12 protein-coding genes are annotated in these 19,395 nt (G+C 64.0%); 5 read left to right on the top strand and 7 right to left on the bottom strand.

The window, feature by feature from the left end:
- Positions 1 to 123: 123 nt before the first annotated feature.
- Together EV379_RS11650 and EV379_RS11655 are read left to right on the top strand one after the other, a co-directional pair.
- On the top strand, positions 124 to 579 hold the full coding sequence (locus EV379_RS11650; RefSeq protein WP_165397358.1) for a pyridoxamine 5'-phosphate oxidase family protein: 456 nt from the start codon (positions 124 to 126) through the stop codon (positions 577 to 579).
- Positions 580 to 782: 203 nt separating this feature from the next.
- Positions 783 to 1,826 carry a bifunctional methionine sulfoxide reductase B/A protein gene (locus EV379_RS11655; protein WP_130506274.1) on the top strand — a complete coding sequence of 348 codons (1,044 nt, stop codon included), beginning with the start codon at positions 783 to 785 and terminating at the stop codon, positions 1,824 to 1,826.
- A 131-nt stretch (positions 1,827 to 1,957) separates the two neighbouring features.
- Here the strand turns inward: EV379_RS11655 and EV379_RS11660 are convergent, their stop codons facing one another.
- Together EV379_RS11660 and EV379_RS11665 are read right to left on the bottom strand one after the other, a co-directional pair.
- Positions 1,958 to 2,350, bottom strand: a complete 393-nt coding sequence (locus tag EV379_RS11660; protein ID WP_130506275.1) for a DUF7715 family protein — start codon at positions 2,348 to 2,350, stop codon at positions 1,958 to 1,960.
- A 474-nt stretch (positions 2,351 to 2,824) separates the two neighbouring features.
- The gene (locus EV379_RS11665) at positions 2,825 to 3,418 is read right to left on the bottom strand and encodes a dihydrofolate reductase family protein (protein WP_130506276.1); all 594 of its coding nucleotides are present in this window, start codon (positions 3,416 to 3,418) and stop codon (positions 2,825 to 2,827) included.
- Positions 3,419 to 3,585: 167 nt separating this feature from the next.
- On the opposite strand from EV379_RS11665, the gene EV379_RS11670 reads away from it, so the two are divergent.
- From EV379_RS11670 to EV379_RS11680, 3 genes are all read left to right on the top strand, one after another.
- The gene (locus tag EV379_RS11670; RefSeq protein WP_130506277.1) at positions 3,586 to 4,467 is read left to right on the top strand and encodes a hypothetical protein; all 882 of its coding nucleotides are present in this window, start codon (positions 3,586 to 3,588) and stop codon (positions 4,465 to 4,467) included.
- Between the two features lie 156 nt (positions 4,468 to 4,623).
- On the top strand, positions 4,624 to 7,785 hold the full coding sequence (locus EV379_RS11675) for a M14 family metallopeptidase (protein ID WP_130506278.1): 3,162 nt from the start codon (positions 4,624 to 4,626) through the stop codon (positions 7,783 to 7,785).
- Positions 7,786 to 7,824: 39 nt separating this feature from the next.
- Positions 7,825 to 8,178 carry a DUF1294 domain-containing protein gene (locus tag EV379_RS11680; RefSeq protein ID WP_130506279.1) on the top strand — a complete coding sequence of 118 codons (354 nt, stop codon included), beginning with the start codon at positions 7,825 to 7,827 and terminating at the stop codon, positions 8,176 to 8,178.
- A gap of 450 nt (positions 8,179 to 8,628) precedes the next feature.
- Here EV379_RS11680 and EV379_RS11685 read toward each other — a convergent pair whose 3' ends face one another.
- The 5 genes from EV379_RS11685 to EV379_RS11705 form a co-directional block, all read right to left on the bottom strand.
- The gene (locus tag EV379_RS11685) at positions 8,629 to 11,700 is read right to left on the bottom strand and encodes a type III restriction-modification system endonuclease (RefSeq protein WP_130506280.1); all 3,072 of its coding nucleotides are present in this window, start codon (positions 11,698 to 11,700) and stop codon (positions 8,629 to 8,631) included.
- A gap of 145 nt (positions 11,701 to 11,845) precedes the next feature.
- Complete coding sequence (locus EV379_RS11690; RefSeq protein WP_130506281.1) at positions 11,846 to 13,495, bottom strand: RNA-binding domain-containing protein; 1,650 nt, start codon at positions 13,493 to 13,495, stop codon at positions 11,846 to 11,848.
- Positions 13,496 to 13,506: 11 nt separating this feature from the next.
- Positions 13,507 to 15,459 (bottom strand): site-specific DNA-methyltransferase, encoded by a 1,953-nt coding sequence (locus EV379_RS11695; RefSeq protein ID WP_130506282.1) that lies wholly within the window; start codon positions 15,457 to 15,459, stop codon positions 13,507 to 13,509.
- Positions 15,460 to 15,476: 17 nt separating this feature from the next.
- Entirely contained in the window at positions 15,477 to 16,142 is a 666-nt protein-coding gene (locus tag EV379_RS11700) for a DUF4391 domain-containing protein (protein WP_130506283.1), read from the bottom strand.
- The gene (locus EV379_RS11705) at positions 16,139 to 19,393 is read right to left on the bottom strand and encodes a helicase-related protein (protein WP_130506284.1); all 3,255 of its coding nucleotides are present in this window, start codon (positions 19,391 to 19,393) and stop codon (positions 16,139 to 16,141) included. The genes EV379_RS11700 and EV379_RS11705 overlap by 4 nt, the downstream gene beginning before the upstream one ends.
- Positions 19,394 to 19,395: the final 2 nt, after the last annotated feature.

Genomic DNA, 19,395 nt, shown 5'->3' on the forward strand with positions numbered 1-19,395 from the left:
TCGGGTTTTGGCGCATTCTTTGGCGAATGGATGCCGCGGACGGGCCGCTCAAACAGCTGGACGAGCGGGCAGGCAGCCCCGCTAGGCTGGCGCAACCCGTTTGCCAGCACGAAAGGACCGTCCATGACCGCGAGCAGCGAGCCAGCCGCCATCCGCCTCGACCCCGCCGACGAGGTGCAGGGCCGCGCGATCGCCCGCCTCGAGCGCGAACGGATCGGGTGGCTCACGAGCATGCGCGCCAACGGTTTCCCGCACGCAGTGCCGATCTGGTTCCTCTGGCACGACGACGAGCTGATCGTGCTGAGCGAGCCGGGGGCTGTGAAGGTGCGCAACATCCGGGGCAACCCGAAGGTGCTCCTGCACCTCGAGGCCGGCGCCAACGGCGACGAGCTCACCGTGCTGCAGGGCATCGCCGAGATCTCACCGGACCCGACGGCAGCCTGGGTCGATCGCATCGGAGCGGCGTATGGCGCGAAGTACACGACGGGCCTCGCCGACCTCAACATGACGATGCGGAGCATGGCCGCGCAGTACAGCGCCGTCATCCGCATCACGCCGACGAAGCTCATCGCCTGGTAGCCCGGCGCGCAGCCTTCACGCGGCAGAAACCGCACTTGCGCGGTACACGCTTCTGGCGCGATTGCGCAGTTTCTACAGCGCCCGGCGATGAAGCCGACACAACTCACAGCCGGCGCGCAGCTTCGGCGGAACACTCCGGCCACGCCATCCGTTCTCCTCAGTGACTCCGAATAGTCGGTGTCCGCAACACCAGGAGGAATGACGTGTCACACGATTACAGCAAGACTCCCGAGGCGCTCGCCCGCCTCACGCCCGCGCAGTACCGGGTCACGCAGGAGGCGGGCACGGAGCCCGCCTTTCGCAACGAGTACTGGAACAACCACGAGGACGGCATCTACGTCGACGTCGTCTCGGGCCAGCCCCTGTTCGCCTCGACGGACAAGTACGACAGCCGCACCGGCTGGCCGAGCTTCACCAAGCCGATCGAGCCGGACGCCGTCACCGAGAAGGTCGACCGCGCCCTCTTCATGAAGCGCGTCGAGGTGCTCTCGAGCGGGGCGGGCAGCCACCTCGGGCACGTCTTCACCGACGGGCCAGCGGATGCCGGCGGCCTCCGCTACTGCATGAACTCCGCGTCGCTGCGTTTCGTTCCGCTCGCACAGCTCGAGGCGGAGGGGTACGGTCGATACCGGTCGTTGTTCCCCGCGGCGGGCGCCCCGGCATCCGATTCACCGCCCGCAGAATCTCAGGCAGACGCCACCACCGAACCCAATCTAGGAGAACGCAGCATGAGCACCGCAACCGAAACCGCCATCCTCGCCGGCGGATGTTTCTGGGGCATGCAGGACCTGATCCGCAAGCGCCCCGGCGTCATCTCGACCCGGGTCGGTTACAGCGGCGGCGACGTGCCGAACGCGACCTACCGCAACCACGGCACGCACGCCGAGGCGATCGAGATCGTCTTCGACCCGAGCGTGACGAGCTACCGCGAGCAGCTCGAGTTCTTCTTCCAGGTGCACGACCCGACCACGCCGAACCGCCAGGGCAACGACCGCGGAACCAGCTACCGCTCGGCCATCTTCACGCTGAGCCCCGAGCAGGACGCGATCGCGCGCGACACCATCGCCGATGTCGACGCCTCCGGCCTCTGGCCCGGCAAGGTCGTCACCACCGTGTCGCAGGCCGGCCCGTTTTGGGAGGCCGAGGAGGAGCACCAGGACTACCTCGAGAAGTACCCGAACGGCTACACCTGCCACTTCGTGCGCCCCGGCTGGGTGCTGCCGAAGCGCGACGCCGCCGCGGTCTAGGGCGCGCACCGCGCCCTCGACCGGACCGTGGAGGGCGCGCCCGTCGCGAAAACAGGCGGCAGCAACGGCTGCGCGCCGGAAGAGCCTGTTCTCGCGCACGGTCGGGCGAATCTGCCTGTTCTCGTGACCACCTAGACGGCGCGCAGCCGCACCCGTACTCGGTCGACGCACCGCTCCACGACGGTTCCGTCGCGGAGCGGTGCGGCAATCGCGCAGAGCGCGCTCGCGATGCCATCGGCATCGAACCCGCAGCTGCATCCACCGCGGACCGCGTCCTCGTGCGTTGTCTCGAGGCAGGCGACGTAGCCCTCATATGTGAGCCCCTCGAGGTCACGCACCAGCGCCGTCGAGGTCACCGCGCCGCTGACGATGCCGCAGAAGGTGATCCCGCAGTCGCACCATGCGCTGTAGGGAAACCGCCTGCTGTCCGGGCAGACATCGACCATGTAGACGAGTTCACCCTCGATGGCGTCCATCACATCGCTCGGCCGGGTGCCCTGGCCCAGCTCACTAGCAACCAGCACTTTCATCATTCTCTCCAGCCCGGCACGAGCGTCTTCGATTGATTGCCCAGAGGCTACGCCGGGCCACCGACAGGCCTCGTGCGCAGTCGGCCCCTCGGCATCCGCACGCCTGCCACTGGCCAACCGCGCCGGTTGCCGTGCTTGCGCCGGAAACGACTGCGTCATGGCGCGGGAGGTGGCGCTCTTGCGCGCGGAGTCCGGGAACGCCGCAGCTTGTGCCGCGGCTCACTCGGCTCGATGACGGTTGTGTCCGCGTGTGTCAGGGCTTCGGGTGCGGCCTCGTTCCTCGGCTGCTCCCTCAAGCCATCGTGAAAATGCCCGCCGGCTTAGGCGGCGACAATTCGTACGCTGGCTCGAGCGAGCGGCAATCCCCACGCTGGCTTGAGCGAGCGGGTCGACGAGGAACGAGGAGGCCCGCCCGCGAAGCCCTGAGCGGATCCGTGAACACCCCCGCCCCGGCATCCGCAGCGTGCCTCAGCGCAGCACGCGGTACCTCACGTGCGTCACGAGCGTCGAGCTCGTCACCCCGAGCTGCTCCAACCGCAGATCGTGCACGCCCTCGAACACCCGCTCGCCCGTCCCGAGTACCACGGGTGCGATGTGCAGCCGCAGCTCGTCGATCAGCCCGAAGTTCAGGAATTGCCGCACCGTGTCGGCTCCCCCGGCGATCGAGATGTTGCGGCCGCCGGCGGATTCCTTCGCCAGCTCGAACGCCGCCGCCACGCCCTTCGTCACGAAGTGGAAGGTTGTACCGCCCTCCATCTCGAGCGGCGCACGCTCGTGATGCGTGAGCACGAAGACGGGTCCGTGGTACGGCGGCTCCTCGCCCCACCAGCCGCGCCAGTCCCCCGACCACTCGCCGCGAATGGGCCCGAACATGTTCCGCCCCATGATGAACGCGCCGGCATCGACGATCGCATCGCGCTCGGCGGTGTGCAGCTCCGGCTCCTCGAACATCCAGCGGTGCAGCTGCTCGCCACCCTCGCCGAGCGGCTCGGTCTGGCTCTGGTTCGGTCCGGCGCTGTAGCCGTCAACCGAGATTCCGATGTCACAGGTGACGTAGGCCACGATGCCCTCCTCAGCAGCCGCTCGGCCCGCCCGAGATCGCGCCCCTCGCGCCGAGCTCGCACGAGCTCCCACGATTCGATTGCCGCTGCACCGGGCGGCGCGTAGCATCTGAGCATTATTCATGAAACCGCGCCAATGCGCCACCGCGCGCCGTGCAGGAGGTTCCCATGTCGATCGACAGCAGCTACGAGAAGCCCGAGGAGAAAGACCCGGGGCGTCCGCTGGAGGAGATCTTCGCGGATGCGTCGAAAAGGGCGCGCATCTCCTTCCGGCACTCGTGGGAGCGGGCGGAACTCGTGGCGCAGACCGTGTCCCAGCTCGATGAGCGCTTCATCACCCTGGCCGACAGCCTGAGCACGATCGAGGCTCCGGCCTTCGCCGCGCACCACCTGGCGAGCGATCAAGGCATGATGCACACGCTCAGCCTGAACACACAGGGCAGCAGCGACCGACTGTTCATCGCTGTGCCGCCGTACGACACCGCGTGGACGACGTTTCAACCCCCGGGCGCAGCCGGCACCCAGGCGCGCGGCCCCAGCGCCGACAAGACGCGCGGTTCCATGTCGATCGACCTGATCGAGACGTACGTGGATCGGCCAGTGGCCGAGGACGGCTGGATGTATGCGGGTGCGGGCATCGGCGTCTGGTTCAAGCCGAAGTCGCCGAGCACCTATGTGCGGGTGTCGGCGCTCACCTCCTACGACTACGACTGGGCCGACAGCTCCAGCCTGCAGGTGGCCCACAACCGCGCGCAGATCTGCAAGCTCGTGCTGCGCTGGGTCGGACCGGGCCAGCTGGAGACCGTGCTCGACCGCCGCGATCAGCTCTGGAACGACGGAACGGGCTGGTACGAAGACCACTCCGACAGCCAGAACGGCTACTGGTCGAACCAGGACTACTTCTGGGCCTCCAGCAACGAGTGGTACCTGGTGTGGATCTGGTGCAACGGCGGCATCGACTTCGCCACCAAGACCACCTTCGGCTCCAGCAAAGCACGGCAGACCTGGCGAGTGCGGGTGCCACTGATCGTGTTTGAAGAGTGGGCGTAGCCGCACCTTTGCGTGCGACCCCTGGGCGGATGCCGCTGCGCTGCGCGCCGGCATCCGCCCAGCCGCACGATCGACGGGCTCGCCAAATTCCCCCTTGACGCCACCTGAACGGGGGGTCAAGGATGGGTACCGTTCGGCTAGCACAAGGGAGTGCTCATGTTCCGTCAACTCGCCATCGCCACCGTCGCCGCGCTCGTCATCACCGGCGTCAGCGCAGCACCGAGCATGGCGAGCGCACCGCCGCCTGAGGCATCCGATCACCTCTCCGTCTACACGGGCAGCGTGGATGCTGCAGGTCTCGCGGCACTCGTCGACCTCGGTGTCGACCGCCACGACGTCGCGGCCGCCCCGACGGAGGGCGGCGGTTTCGACGTGCAGGTGATCCTGAGCGGCGAGCAGGCGAGCGAGCTCGCCGAGGCGGGCACCGAGCTGGAGCTGAAGGCGACACCGGATGCCGGCCGCCGCATGCTCCAGGCCGAGGGCGTCTATCGCATGTACAGCGGCGCAGGCGGCCTGCAGGAGGAGCTCGTCGCCCAGGCGGCCGCCTTCCCGAAGATCGCGCAGCTGCAGCAGATCGGCAAGACCGTCAACGGGCAGGACATCACGGCGGTGCGCGTGACGAAGAACCCCAAATCGGGCAAGCAAGGCGCGAAGCCGACGACTGTCTTCATCGGCGCTCAACACGCCCGCGAGTGGATCACGCCCGAGATGGTGCGGCGCCTGCTCAACGAGGTGCTGACCGGCTACGGCAGCGACCCGCGCATCACGAATCTCGTGAACACCACCGAGATGTGGTTCATCCCCGTCGCCAATCCCGACGGCTACGACTTCACCTTCCAGGACGGCCAGCGGCTGTGGCGGAAGAACCTGCACGACAACAACGGCGACGGCGTGATCGGCACGGGTGACGGCGTCGACCTCAACCGCAACTACCCGACCCGCTGGGGCTACGACAACGAGGGTTCGTCGCCGAACCCGGCCAGCGAGACGTACCGCGGCACCGCGCCGGCATCCGAGCCGGAGACGCAGGCGCTCGATTCCCTGTTCAAGCGCCTCACCCCCGAGTTCTTCATCAACTACCACTCCGCCTCGGAGCTGCTGCTGCACGGCATCGGCTGGCAGGTGGCCACCCCGTCGCCGGATGACGTGATCTACGAGGCGATGGTCGGCGACGACGAGAACCCGGCCGTGCCCGGCTACGACCCCGACATCTCGGCCGAGCTGTACACGACCAACGGCGACACCGACTCGCACATGCAGGAGGCCTACGGCACGCTCGGCTTCACCCCCGAGATGACGACGTGTGAGACGGTGTCCGACTCGATTCCGGATGACGCCTGGGAGTCCGGCGACTGCCTGAGCGGCTTCAACTTCCCGGACGACGAGGGCCTCATCCAGGCCGAGTTCGAGAAGAACGTGCCGTTCGCTCTGGCCGTCGCCGAATCGGCGCTCGACCCCGACGACCCCGTCTCGGTCGTCAACCGTGACGCCGCCGACTTCCAGGTCGACAGCTTCACCGTCTCCTACGGCGACCCGCAGCCGGTGGCCGTCGTCGCCAAGCGCGCCCTGCAGAAGAAGCAGCTGAACTACTCCATCAACGGCGGGCCCGCCAAGCGCGGCGCCGTGGAGGAGTGGATGGGCGGTGAGCGCTACGGCTCCGAGAACACCGACTACTACGCCGAGTACCGCGGCACCGTGACGGGTGCGAAGCCCGGCGACAGCGTCGAGGTGTGGTTCACCGGCCGCGCGCACCCCAAGGACACGAAGGGCAGCGCCGCCGCCCGCACCGTCGAGAGCGAGCACTTCACGTACACGCTCGCCCAGGACACCGGCAACCCGGCGCTGGTCATCGCCAACGAGGACTACACCGGCGTGAACCCGACCTACCCGGCCGGCACGACCGCCCCGAAGTACCTCGACGAGCACGTCGCGGCGCTCGAGGCCAACGGCGTGACCCCGGACGTCTGGGATGTCGACGCGCAGGGTGTGCCGCATCCGCTCGCCGTGCTCAGCCACTACGACGCGGCGCTCTGGTACCTCGGCGACAACCGCCTCACTCAGGATCCAGAGGACGAACTCACCGAGTTCGGCAGCCAGGCGCTGCCCGACCTCTCCGTGGCCGAGCGCACGCAGTACCTGACGATCGCACTGCGCGACTACCTCAACGAGGGCGGCAAGCTCGCCTACGCCGGTGAGACGACGGGCTACTTCGGCATCCTCGCCGGCACACTCGGCGGCATCTACTACGGCCTCGACGGCCACCCCGACCAGCCCTGCGCCGTCACGCAGGACGCCTTCGCCGACTGCCTCCTCTACGCCGACGACTTCACCCAGTACTGGTTGGGCGAGTACGGTCGCACCCCGCTCGCGGCGAGTGGCGTCATCGGAACCGCTCCCCCGCTGGACGGCATCTCGGCCCTCTTCGGCGGCCCGGCCACGGTCGACAACCCCGTCGACGAGGCTGGCGCCCTCTCACCCACCAGCGCGACGCTGCCGGTCGAGGAGTTCCCGCAATTCGAGAGCGCGGCGGTCGCCGACTACGCCGACCCGCAGGGACCGTTCATCGCGATCGAGGGTTCGTGGGCCATGGCCGCGTCGCACATCGATGACGGCTACCAGCGCCTCACGCGCAGCTACGACCTCAGCGCGCTGACCGCGGCGGACACCCCGGCGTTCGAGGCGCAGTTTTCCTTCGACACCGAGGAGGGCTACGACCACGTGATCGTCGAGGCTCGCACCGTGGGCGGTGACAACTGGACGACGCTCGCGGATGCCGACAACGGCACCCCCGGCGACATCGCCACGACCAGCGACGTCCCGTTCGAATGTGAGGCGGGCTTCTTCATGGAGGAACACCCGCAGCTCGCGAACTACCTCACGCTCGCCAACCCGTGCCTGCCGAGCGGCAGCAGCGGCGACTGGAACTCGTTCACCGCCAGCTCCGGCGGCTGGGTGCCGGTCTCCTACGACCTCAGCGCCTTCGCCGGCCAGCAGGTGGAGCTCTCGGTCAGCTATGTCACCGACCCGTCAACGGGCGGCACCGGGCTGATCGTCGACGACACCAAGCTCGTGACCGCTGCGGGCGAGTCGGAGGCCGAAGGCTTCGAGACAGGCCTCGGCGCCTGGACCGTTCCCGGAGCACCGGAGACGAGCCCCGGCAACGCCTCGGACTTCGTGCGCACGAACGGCCTCGGCGGCATCGTCTCGGCGGTCACCACCCCCGACACGGTGATGCTCGGCTTCGGCCTCGAACAGCTCGCGACCGACGCGGACCGCGCCGCCGTCGCCGGCCGCCTGCTCAGTCACCTGCTCGGGTAGCCCGAACCCCGCTGACGCTCTCTCGTTGCGACCGTTGCGATGCTCGCCCTCTTCACCGCGCTGTGCCTGGCGGTGAATTTCTACTGGCCGCTCCCTCTCTGGTTCCTGGGCGTCTACGGCGTGGCGAGCATGGTGACTTACATCGCATATGCCATCGACAAATCAGCGGCGAAAGCGGGGCGTTGGCGCACCTCCGAGAACACTGTTCTCCTACTTGGTCTCCTGGGCGGCTGGCCCGGCTCTCTCATCACCCAGCAGCTGCTCCACCAAAAGAGGCAGAAGCACAGCTTCCGGGTTGCATTCTGGGCCACCGTCTGGGCCACCGTGTTGGTGTTCGTGGTGGTCTCGACGCCCGTGCTCGCGCGGCTTCAAGAGGCATCGGACTTGCGCTGAACGAGCCGAACGCAGCTGTCGGTTGCACTGCTGCTGTGGAGACCGAAAGCGCTCCACGAGCTGCGGCTCGAACCTGCTCCGTTTGGGTTCGGATGCACGGCGGGGTCGCGCTCGTGCCGACTACTTCGCTGTTGCCGCGCGAGGGCGTATCCCCCGTGACGCAGTATGCGTCCGCTGCGATTGGGTGCGGGATCAGCCGCCCCGGTTCGTCCCGTATGCACGATTACCGTTCTGGAAGCTAGCCTTCTCATCGTTGAAACTGAAGTACGCGTTGAGCGACCGAAGGATGGACGACTTCCCCGATCCACTCTGACCGGCTGGCGCAGCGGCGTCACCCAGCTCCAAATCCGCGGAGCCGATCGCCCGAAACTTGTCGATCTTGAGGCGTGCGAGCCGGTCGCCATCGGGCTGCGGTGGCGGCGTCGGCGGCATTGCTGATGTCAGTGACTATTACGCCCCTACAAGTTGGAGGAGCGAGTCGTAGCTGTCAACGACGTCGTACTGCACGCCGGAGACGTCTGCGCTGTCGTTCAGCGACGCGAAGAACTTGCGGGCGCACTCTATCTTGGCGTCCTCGATGCCTTTGAGCTGGAGGGTGGACATCGAGCCCTTGGTCTCGGCGACGAAGTACACGTGCTTGACGCTGCCTTCGCGGAACGCGATCGCCCAGTCGGGGTTGTAGTCGCCGACAGGTGTCGGGATGAAAAACCCTCGGGGCAGCTTCGAGAACACGACGACCTCGTCGCTAGTGTCGAGTTCGGTGACGAATGAGCGCTCGACCTTGGAGTCAGTGACGACGTACTCGTAGACGCTCTTGCTGAGCTTGTCGCCGGCTTTCGACAGGTCCTGAGCAGTCTGGTTCTCGGTGAAGATCGACGAGTCGTAGCGGTCATTGAGCGCGTCGTACGTGAGGTGCTCGACGATGACTGTCGCCTTCTGCTCGTTGATGAGCCGCGCGGTCTCGGTGATGAACTGCTCGGCGTTCTGCTTGAACTTCGCGAACGTCGCGGGGTTGATACCGGTGAGGATTGCGGCGCATGTGCGGCGGGTGAGCTGGGTCTTCTCCGCGATTTCGCCGAGAAGGTCGTACTTGACCGTCGAACCGGCCGACAGCGCCGACTCTTCAACCTTGGTGGTCGTGACCTTGAAGCCCTCGCCCGTCTCGAGCTGTTCGGCCTCGAGGGAGGCGAGTTGGACGCCCTTCTGCACGACGTACTGCATGACGGTCACCTTCAGCGACTTGTCGAGGGCTTGAATGCAATTCTCGATCAACTCGGCCGAGTCGAACTCCACCTGGTAGACGGCCTTGTGGTTGATGCGGCCCCAGAGTTCCTGGAACTCGCGCTTGTGGAAGTTCACCTCGTTGAGGGGAACCTTCTTCGGCTTGCGCCCGTCGGTCGGTGCGGGAATGTCCAGGTGCAGAGAGTCGATCAGCTCGGCGATCTGATAGTGGTACTGGTCGAGGCCGGCGGGCATCGGCGGCATGTCGATGTCGCCACGGCTGATCCACTTGTCGGTGAGGTGCTGCTCGTAGTCGATGAAGCCGTTCGTCGTGAGCCAGAACTGCAGCTGTTTGGCTTGGTCGTCTGTGATCGCGACCTTCTCGCCGGTCGTGGGGTTCTCGACGATCTTGCCCGCGAAGAAGTCGGGGCTGGCCTTGCGGGGCCTGGCGCTGAGCGACTCGAGGATCTCCTTCTGCAGTGAGGTCACGAATTCCGTGTACGACTCGTCGGTCACGACCGTCAGTTCGTTGATGTCGTGCACAGTGACAGGGTTGTCCATTCGCTCACCGTGCTGGTCGACCGAGAGCCGCAAACCACGGCCGATCTCCTGACGCCGCGTCGTGGTGTTGTCGCTCTTCTTGAGCATGCCCATGACGAAGACGTTCGGGTTGTCCCAGCCCTCCCGTAGCGCAGAGTGCGACCAGATGAACCGTACCGGCTCCTCGAACGACAGGAGTCGCTCTTTGTTCTTCAGGATCAGGTCGTAAGCTGCCACGTCATCGGACTGGCCGGCGGTTTCACCCGTCTTCTTCACCGACCCGTCGACTTGGCGCCCGGATTTCTTGTCGATCGAGAAGTAGCCCTGGTGGGTCTTGCCGACCGGGATCGACGTCAAGTGGGCGCGATACCGCTCCGATGCCTCATCGAGATCCATCTGGCCGAGGTAGTCGGCGACGATCGCCTCGTATTCCTCTTCGAAGACACGCGCGTAATCGCCGAGGGTGTCCTCCCGGGTGTAGTCGCGATACTTGGCGACCTCATCGATGAAGAACAGTGAAAGCGCTTTGATTCCCTGCGCGTACAGCTCCCGCTCCTTGTCGAGGTGCGCGCGGATGACCTCACGGATCTGGATGCGGCGCTTCGCGTCGTCGGTGAGATCGTTGGTGACCTCCCCGGCAAAGATGCGTTCGCCGTTCGACAGTTCGATGAAGTCCTGGTTCGCGTCGACGTCGACGACGACGAGATCCTTGTAGGCCTCGATGCCGTTCGAGATGTCGTGAAGCCTGGACCCTTTCGAGAGGCGCACAGACTTCGGCTTGGGACTCGCACTTCCGGCCGGTTGTACATAGAGCTCGACGCGTGCCTTCGGGAAGTCAGCGCCCTTGCCGACCTCGAGCCCGTCGACGTAAAGGTACGCGGTGCTTCCAGGCAGGCCCTTCACCGTGATGCCGCGAACTGCGATCTTCTTCACGAGCTTCTTGTTATAGGCATCCAACGCATCGAGGCGGTGCACCTTCGTGCGTTCGATTTTGTGCGTCGCCGAGTACCTCAGCGCGAACAGGGCGTTGAACAGCCCCAAGGCCGTCAGCGATTTAGATGCCTTCTTGGCGTCGCCCTCGATCTTCTGGGGTTCGTCGATGATGAGGATCGGCCGGTTCGCGGCGATCACATCGATCGGCTTGCGCGACTGGAAGTCGTCGAGCACCTCGTAGATGCGACGGGCGTCTTTGCCGGTCGCGTTGAAGGCCTGCGTGTTGATGATCATCACCTGCACGCCGGCGTCAGAGGAGAATCGCTCGAGCTCGTGAAGCCGCGATGAGTTGTAGACGAATGTGCGGGGCTTCGTGCCGTAGAGCTGTTGGAAGTGGTCGGCGGTGATGTCGAACGACTTCTTCACACCTTCGCGGATCGCGATGCTCGGAACGACCACGATGTACTTCGACCATCCGTAGCGCTTGTACAGCTCCATGATCGTCTTGATGTAGACGTACGTCTTGCCAGTTCCGGTCTCCATCTCGATGTCGAGATTGATCGGTGCGGCCGGTGACGTCACGAGGCTCTTCGACAGCGGCAGTCCGCGAGGCTTCTGGACTACGTGGAGGTTCTCCAAGAGCTGCGGCGCCGACACGCTGATCGCGGAGTTGCGCAGGCCCGCATCCTCGAGAAGCGTCGGCGCACTGGCCTTGCCCGGGTCGATGCGGAACTTGACTCCGTCGGCGAACGGCTGGCCCGCGAAGACGTCCACGACGGCGTCAACGGCCTCGGTCTGGTACTGCTGGACCTTGAACTGGAGTTTCACCGATGCCCTGCTTCGCTTGGATAGATGGCTTGGATATTGATTAGCTTTCGGCGCCGCCCTATACAAGAAGTTCCCCGTGTTTCCGGGGTTCTCCACGGCATGCGATGTATATCGTTTGTGTAGCTCGCCATTCCCACACACATGTTTAAACAAGCTCCCAACGGGGATTCTGCTGGGTGCCGACGTTGTGGATCCTTCCGTCCCGCCGCATCTTGCTGAGCAGATTCGTCACTTTGGATCGTTGCTGAGTCGCGTCCAGTACGTCGGGTAGATACTTGCCCAGAAGCGCATCGATTTCCTTCCGGGACGCTCCACCGTACTGGTTGAGGTAGTCGATGATGAGCTGGGCGAAGTGTGCGTCGTCTTGTGCGCGCGTGCGGATGTAGTCGGCCTTCCGCTCCGTCATGGCAGCAACGGTTGCACTCACGTGTAGATGGGGGCGTCTCCCCTCGATGAGCTTGGCTTTGCGTAGCCGTGAGACCGCCTCATCGGTGATCGGCAGTCGCTTCTGCACGCGGTCAAGTGCGAGCACGTCGTCCAGCGGCAAATCGGTACGAACCATGAGCAGTCGTGAATATGCCTCGTCGATGACCGCGCCGGAGATAGTCAGCGTGACTTCGCCGGGGTCCGAGAGGTCGTAGTCGGGCAGAGGCAGGAACCTTCGAACCTGGTCTTGCACCATCCGGTGGATGCCGTTGCCCATATGGTCGATGAGGTTGAGCTCGGTCATCGCAGCGACCAGGAACGGGTTGCGGTATCGGCGAGGAACCTGATCACTGAGCATGTACTCCTCGGGCGTGCGGTCAAAGAACTCGCCGACACTGATGAACTCGACACGATCGACGTGCTCGACAACGATCACGCGGGAGTTGCGTCGATAGTCCTGGTGAGCGATGCAGTTGTAGATGGCTTCGAGGAGGCTACGTTCGTCATACTTGCTGATCTCGCGGTAGATCAGCTCGTTCGGGGGCAGCAGGCGGATCTGAACGTTCCGGATTCGGTTCTTGAGCGACGTGGCGGTCAGCAGGAACGGCAGGTGGAAGTGTTCATAGGCTGACTCCTGCCCGACGAGCTTCCAGGTGAGCTCGAGGGGATGAGGGCTGAGGAGATGCTCCGAGGTGCGGTCGCCAAGCAAAATCAGCGCGGCCCTCGTGATGCCGCCATCGACGGTCAAGCGCGCCTTCTCCAAAAAGACGGCGTCGTTCCACGTTTGGATTTCCTCCGCCAGGCGTGGGTTCCGCTCAGTGAACCCCAAGCGAGCACGGGCGATCGCCGTCGGATCGAGGTGCTCGATCGTTGCGGATGGGACAACAGCTGCGGTCCAGTCCGTGGCAAGCGTCTGGGCGCGGATCTCGTCGAGCTTGGACAGATGCAGCGAGTCCAGGCTCTCGCCGCTGCGTGCGTAGTAGTGCCCCTTCCATGCGATGGGGATGCCACGAGGTGCCGGTGGGACCTTCAGAAGCAGGACCCGGCCGTCGGGATGCGCGAGCTCGAGGATCTCGCTGAAGGTTGCGCTGGGATCGGCATTCTCAGCGATTTGCATCTTCAGACCCTGCAGCCGTTCCGGCTCTGGGCGGTAGGCAGTGCCGACGACCTTTCGAGTGCTGTTCTTGACACCGAACACCAACCAGCCTGAGTCCGCGCCCCGCAGATTGGCTTCGTTCGACAGCGCCGAGAAGTACTCGCCGATCTTGTCGGTCGAGTAGCCGTCGCCGGCTTCCTTGAACTCGACAACTTCGTTCTCCCAACCGGCGAGAAGTCGGTCGAGGAGTGCAGTCATTTCGGCGGGGGTCATAGATGCGGGCCTCAGATCGTTCGCAATTCAGTCTCGGGCGACACCTCACGGAAAATCTGCTCGGCGTTGATCCGTGCAGAGTCGGTGGCGAAGCCCGCGTCCAGGAACACCGCCCGGAGTGGATGCCGCGCTGCGATTGTCTTCACGATGTCGTCGGTGATCTCGTTGGAGAAGCACGCGATCAGGGCGTCGTCGTCAACAGACAGCAAGCGACTGGATCCGGCCTCCTCGGCAGCGATCGGGGCAGCGAGGTCGAGTCCCCAGTCGAGGAGTACCTGGAACAACAGATCTTCATCAGTGCGGTCGGGCTTCACGCTGCCGACAGACTCGGTGAGCGCGATTTGTACCAGGTCGTCTGCTGTCGAGAGCGTGTCGGCCATGTTGGTCGTGTCAACCCTCAGCGCGCGGAAACCGAGATCCAGGGCCGGCCAGTCGCGTCCTGCCTGCTCGTGAATCTGCAGGCCCGCCCGTCTTATCCGCTCGCGAGCAACCTCTGCGATTGATTCGTACGAATGGTGCTGAATTTCCTCGTCTAGTTGCACGAGGATGTAGCGCCGACGTCCTCCATCAGCCGCGTTTAGGTCCATCACAGCATGGGATGTGGAGCCCGAGCCACCAAAGAAGTCCAGGATCAGGGCATCGGGCTCCGACTGGGTGACCAGGTTGATCCAGCGGGCGAGTACACGCTCATCCTTGGGGAAGTCGAAGATCCCCTCTCCAAGCAGCGCCCGGAGCCTGTTGGATGCGGCTCGACGATCGGCGTAGAACGTTGGCATGACTGTTTGAGTACTCGTCTCATCGAGGTAGCGCTTCATCGTTGGGCGCGTTGTCTCGTCTAGCCCAAACTTCACGCGACCTTCCGACAGCAATCGCTTCATGTTTTCTGGCGCGTACGCCCACCCGTTGGGGTGCATGTTGACCGGTTTGCCAGTTACGGGATGGATGATGTCGTACCGCGAGGTCGACGTTGGCGCAGGTTTGCGCATGTCACCCCCGAAGAACACGACGCCTGGCCGACCGTCGTCGCCATCCACCTGGTTGTAGTGCTCGGAACCCCGTTTTTCATCGTCGGGAGCGAGTCTTGCCCACCACTGCTTCAGGCGTCGGGTCGCCTCATCCGCGTTGTGGTTCGACTCTTCCCATGCCCGGCGCCCGGCCTCCAGGATCGCGTCAACACCGGGTTTAGGTTCGCGCCATCGAACATTGTGAAGGGCGGCCATGTCACGTGCATAGATAAGCATGTAGTCGGTCGATGGAGACAAAAACTGCGCGTCATTTTTGCGTCCGCCTTGCCACACAACATCAGCAATGAAGTTGTCGGCCCCGAAGACGAGATCCATGAGCATGCGAAGGTCGCCGTGCTCATTATCGTCGATTGCCGCAATGATGACGCCGTCGTCCTTCAGCAGACTCCGCGCAAGCTTGAGCCGCGGATACATCATACTCAGCCAGTCGGAGTGGAACCGGCCATTCGACTCAGGGTTCGCGACGAGGCGGTCACCGGTCTCCGACTTCTGGCCCGACCGGGCGAGGTACTCGGCGCTCGACTCGGCGAAGTCGTCTTCGTAGACGAAGTCGTTGCCCGTGTTGTAGGGCGGGTCGATGTAGATCAGCTTGACCTTGCCGAGGTAGGACTCCTGAAGCAGTTTCAGCGCGTCGAGGTTGTCTCCCTCGATGAAGAGGTTCTTCGTGGTGTCGAAGTCGACGGACTCCTCGCGCACCGGGCGCAGTGTCTTCGCGATAGGGGCGTTCGCCGCGAACGCGGCGGCACGCTTCCCGGGCCAGTCGAGCTGGTAGCGCTCCTGCGGCCCCTCGACGATGTGGTCGGCCAGTTCCTGGCGGAGCAGATCGAAGTTGATGGCGCGGCGCGGTGCACCACTCTCATCCACGGACTCGGTAACTACGGTCGGGAAGAGTTCGGCGAGCTTGTCGATGTTCACTTGGGTGAGGTCGGGGGATGTCATCCGGAGCTTCTCCATGGTCACTTCTGCTCTTCCAGTTCTGCTTGCTTCATCTTCAGCATTCGTCGCAGCTCCATCTTTCGATTGAGCTGCGGCTCTGAGCGGATCTTGCGTTCGAGTCCAGCGACTTCTCGCTGGAGCCGTCGCACCACTTCCAGTCTCTCGGCAACATCAGACACTTCCTCACCCGGTCGCACGTCGATGGGAGTAAGTGGGGCGAGGAGCTCCGCGTAGAGAGCAGGCAAGGAGATCGCCGTCGGCAACGCCGAGCGCTCGGCATCTGCGGGCATCCATCGCGTGGAGTAATAGCCGTTCACCATTGGCGTTCGGGCGCCGCGCGTTTTGTGGGCTGCGACCATGCGGACTTCACGGCGCCCGGTTCTCTCTCGGGAGATCTCGAAGATGATCGGATTGGGCACCGCCTTGTCGATGGCGGTCAGCACGGCGTCGGCGACATCGTCGGCCTTGCTGTCGATCTCAAATATCTCGATCTCGGGCACCGCCGTCGTGCCCGTGAGGTTGATCGTCTCTTCGGCGAGCTTGTGGGTCCACGTGATCCGCTGCACGTCCGAGACGAACTTCTCGCGCACTGCCGAGCTGACCCAACCATACTCGTAGAACTTCTCCTTCGGCACGCGTGCGCCGAAGCGCGCACCGGTCGGCCACTTATACAGGATGTCACTCACCAGGCATCCGTTGGATCGACGACCGCGATGAACGCGATCAACTCGAAGTCATCGAGCCCCGCGATCTGCTGTGTGAGCGCGGTCGTGTGCCCACCGCGGAACAGACTGTCGATGTCGCGTTGCTCGGTGATGTCGATCATCGAGTGAATGGCATCCGTCAGCAGCGCCGAGTACTTGCCCATGTCTGCGCCCTCGCGGGTGGCGTCGTTGAAGACGCGTGTGACCTCGGCCACGGGCTCATCATGCGGGCGAGACCCGGCACGGACGAGGTCGAGCAGCCGCTTCGCCTCGGTGTGGTCGGCGATGACGTCGCCGTTGTCGTCGACGTAGACGAGGTAGTGCGGGTGCAGGCGGTTGCCGCGGTTCACCGCAGGATCGGCGTTGACGTTCTTCAGCGCGAAGATCACGCCAGGGAGGAGACCGATGGAGAGGTCTGCGGGGATGACGGCGTGCAAACCCCGCGGTGCTGTTACGATGTCGCCGTACTCGTTCATGTAGGCGAGCAGGTCCATCCGGAAGTCGTTGAGGCCGAGATCGGTGATCGAGACACCCGCGCGTACGTCTTCGAGCTCGATGTTCTCGCCCTGCAGCTTGCGAAGCTGCTCCTTGCGGAACGCAGCATCCGAGTCCTCGGGGTTTAGCACGTTGTCATCGGCAGAGCCGGCGAGATCAGCAATCACCATCCGGTTCTCGACGCGCTCCTTGAGGTTGATGTACTCATCGAGGGAGATATCGGGCCAGAAGTTGACGAGCTGAATGACTTCGTTCGTCGATCCGATGCGGTCGATTCGACCGAACCTCTGGATTATCCTCACCGGGTTCCAGTGGATGTCGTAGTTGATGAGGTAGTCGCAGTCCTGAAGGTTCTGACCTTCGCTGATCACATCCGTGCCGATCAGCACGTCGACGTCTCGCGTCTCGTTGGGCATCGTGAGGTGACGCTGCTTGGACCGGGGCGAGAACATCGACATGATCTGTTGGAAGTCGAAGCCCGTACCGAGCGTCGACTTCGCACCGTGGCTGCCGCCCGTGATGACGGCGCTCTCCAGCCCCGCCTGCTGGAGCGCCGGCGCGAGCTCGCGGTAGAGGTAGTTCGCGGTGTCGGCGAAGGCGGAGAAGATCAGCACCTTGCGGTTGTCGGTGTTAAGCGGATGCTCCGCCTTCTGCTGGACCAGCTGATGAAGTTTACGGAGCTTGAGGTCATGCGCCGGCGCGACCTTCCGCATCTCGTCGATCAGCTCGCGCAGAGTCTCGCGGTCGTTCCACAGGTCTCGCTGCCAGGAGGCGACATCGATGTCATCGATGTCGATCCTGATCTTCTCGCCGAACGACAGCGCCTCGACATTGGCGTCGTCCTCATCGTCGAGGTCGAAGTCGAGATCGTCCAGGTCTCGGATCTCGGGAATAGCCCCCGCATGGTTGCTCAGTCGCGTGAGAGTGCTGCCTGTGGCATCCTCGATCTTCGCAAGCGTGAGTCGGAAGGCCTCAACTGAACTCTCGAGCCTCTTCAGCAGGTTCACTGTCATGAGCTTCTTCAGGCCCTCTTCGCGACCCTTCTGGCCGAGGTTCGAGCGGGCGTTGCCGGTCGTGACGTTGTAGAGGTCCTCGTACTTGCTGATGCGGCTTGGGAAGACGTATCGGAGCGGGGTGTAGACCGCGAGCTCGAGGGCTTGCAGCTGCTCGAAGATCTCGTTGAACGAGGGAACGTCGGCAAGGTCGGTGAGTGGTTCGTGGATGGACGCCGGTGGCAGGCGCTTCGGGAAGGCGCCGATCTCACTCGTGTCGTAGAACGCCTGGATGTGCTTTCGGGACCGCGCGATGGTGACCGCGTCGAGCAGTTCGAAGAAGTCGAAGTCGAGCATCTGCAAGATGCGATCGGCGGTGCGCTCCTCAGTGGGCAGCTTCGACCACTCGTTGAACACCGTCTGGGCATCGCGGAACACCCGCTCGACCGATGTCGACAGCGTGAGCTTCGCGGCGAGTGTGTCGCTTTCACCCTCGTACGCCAGCTGCAGCTGGTTCTTGAGATCGTTGAATCGGTTGTTCACCGGCGTCGCCGACAGCATCAGCACCTTGGTCTTCACGCCTTCGCGGATGACCTGCCGCATGAGGCGCTGATAACGCGATTCCTTCTCTTCGGCGTAGTCGGCGTTGCGGAAGTTGTGTGACTCGTCGATCACGACGAGGTCGTAGTTGCCCCAGTTGATGCGGTCCAAGCGGAGGCCAAGTGATTCACCGCGTGTGCGGGAGAGATCGGTGTGCGCAAGGACGTCGTAATTGAATCGGTCGCTCGAGAAGATGTTCGTCGTGAGGTTGGCGTTGTAATTCGTCCAGTTCTCGGCCAGCTTTTTCGGAGCCAGAACCAGGACGGACTTATTGCGCAGCTCGTAGTACTTGATGACCGCCAGCGCGGTGAATGTTTTTCCGAGCCCGACGCTGTCGGCAAGGATGCAGCCGTTGTACGTCTCGAGCTTGTTGATGATGCCGGTCGCGGCATCCCGCTGGAAGTTGTACAGGCTCTGCCAGACCTTAGTTTCCTGATAGCCGGTGCGGTCGTTCGGGAGCACATCTTCGCTGATTTCGTCGAGGAACTCGGCGAAGAGGTTGTAGAGGATGAGGAAGTAGATGCGGGCCGGCGAATTCTCGGCGTACACGCTCGCGATGTGGTCGTGCACGGCCTGTGTCACGTCGTTGAGTTGACCGGGGCTTGCCCAGATCTGATCGAACAGATTGAGGAAGCTGCTCGTCTCGGGGGCGCTCTCGAACTTCGTGACCATGTTGGACACGGCGTTGCCACGCTCGTAGCCGAGATCGGCCGTCGTGAAGCCCTGAAGCGGCATGTACGCGGCGCGGTCATCGACCACGGCGAACTGCTGCATCTGGTGACCGCTGGCATTGGTTCGGAACGTGACCTTCTCACGCACCCACGCCGCGCACTCTCGAGCGATCGCGCGCTGCGTCAGCTTGTTGCGGAGGCGAACCTCGAACTCTGACCCGTAGAGGGATGACTCGGCGTGTGGGATGAAGAACTCTCGGCGGTCCTTGCGGAGCTTGTCTGTCACCTGGCCGTTGCTGAACGACGGCGATGTGAAGATGAATTCCAGTTCCTCGACATGCTCAAGCTCTTTGCGCAACGCCTCGAATGCGAAGATTGAGAAGGTCGATGCGGCGATGCGCACCTTCGAGCCGCGGCCGAACTCGGACTTGAGGTCGTCGCCGAGAAGATCGGAGACGTTGTCGATGATCCGCATTT

This window comes from Microterricola gilva (assembly GCF_004217495.1).
In the GTDB taxonomy this organism is placed as follows: Bacteria; Actinomycetota; Actinomycetes; order Actinomycetales; family Microbacteriaceae; genus Microterricola; species Microterricola gilva.

What these genes read in the sequence shown, in the direction of transcription:
- EV379_RS11650 (WP_165397358.1), top strand. Translation starts at nt 124, where the DNA reads ATGACCGCGAGCAGCGAGCCAGCCGCCATCCGCCTCGACCCCGCCGAC.
- EV379_RS11670 (WP_130506277.1), top strand. Translation starts at nt 3,586, where the DNA reads ATGTCGATCGACAGCAGCTACGAGAAGCCCGAGGAGAAAGACCCGGGG.
- EV379_RS11675 (WP_130506278.1), top strand. Translation starts at nt 4,624, where the DNA reads ATGTTCCGTCAACTCGCCATCGCCACCGTCGCCGCGCTCGTCATCACC.
- EV379_RS11680 (WP_130506279.1), top strand. Translation starts at nt 7,825, where the DNA reads ATGCTCGCCCTCTTCACCGCGCTGTGCCTGGCGGTGAATTTCTACTGG.
- EV379_RS11690 (WP_130506281.1), bottom strand. Translation starts at nt 13,495, where the DNA reads ATGACCCCCGCCGAAATGACTGCACTCCTCGACCGACTTCTCGCCGGT.
- EV379_RS11695 (WP_130506282.1), bottom strand. Translation starts at nt 15,459, where the DNA reads ATGACATCCCCCGACCTCACCCAAGTGAACATCGACAAGCTCGCCGAA.
- EV379_RS11705 (WP_130506284.1), bottom strand. Translation starts at nt 19,393, where the DNA reads ATGCGGATCATCGACAACGTCTCCGATCTTCTCGGCGACGACCTCAAG.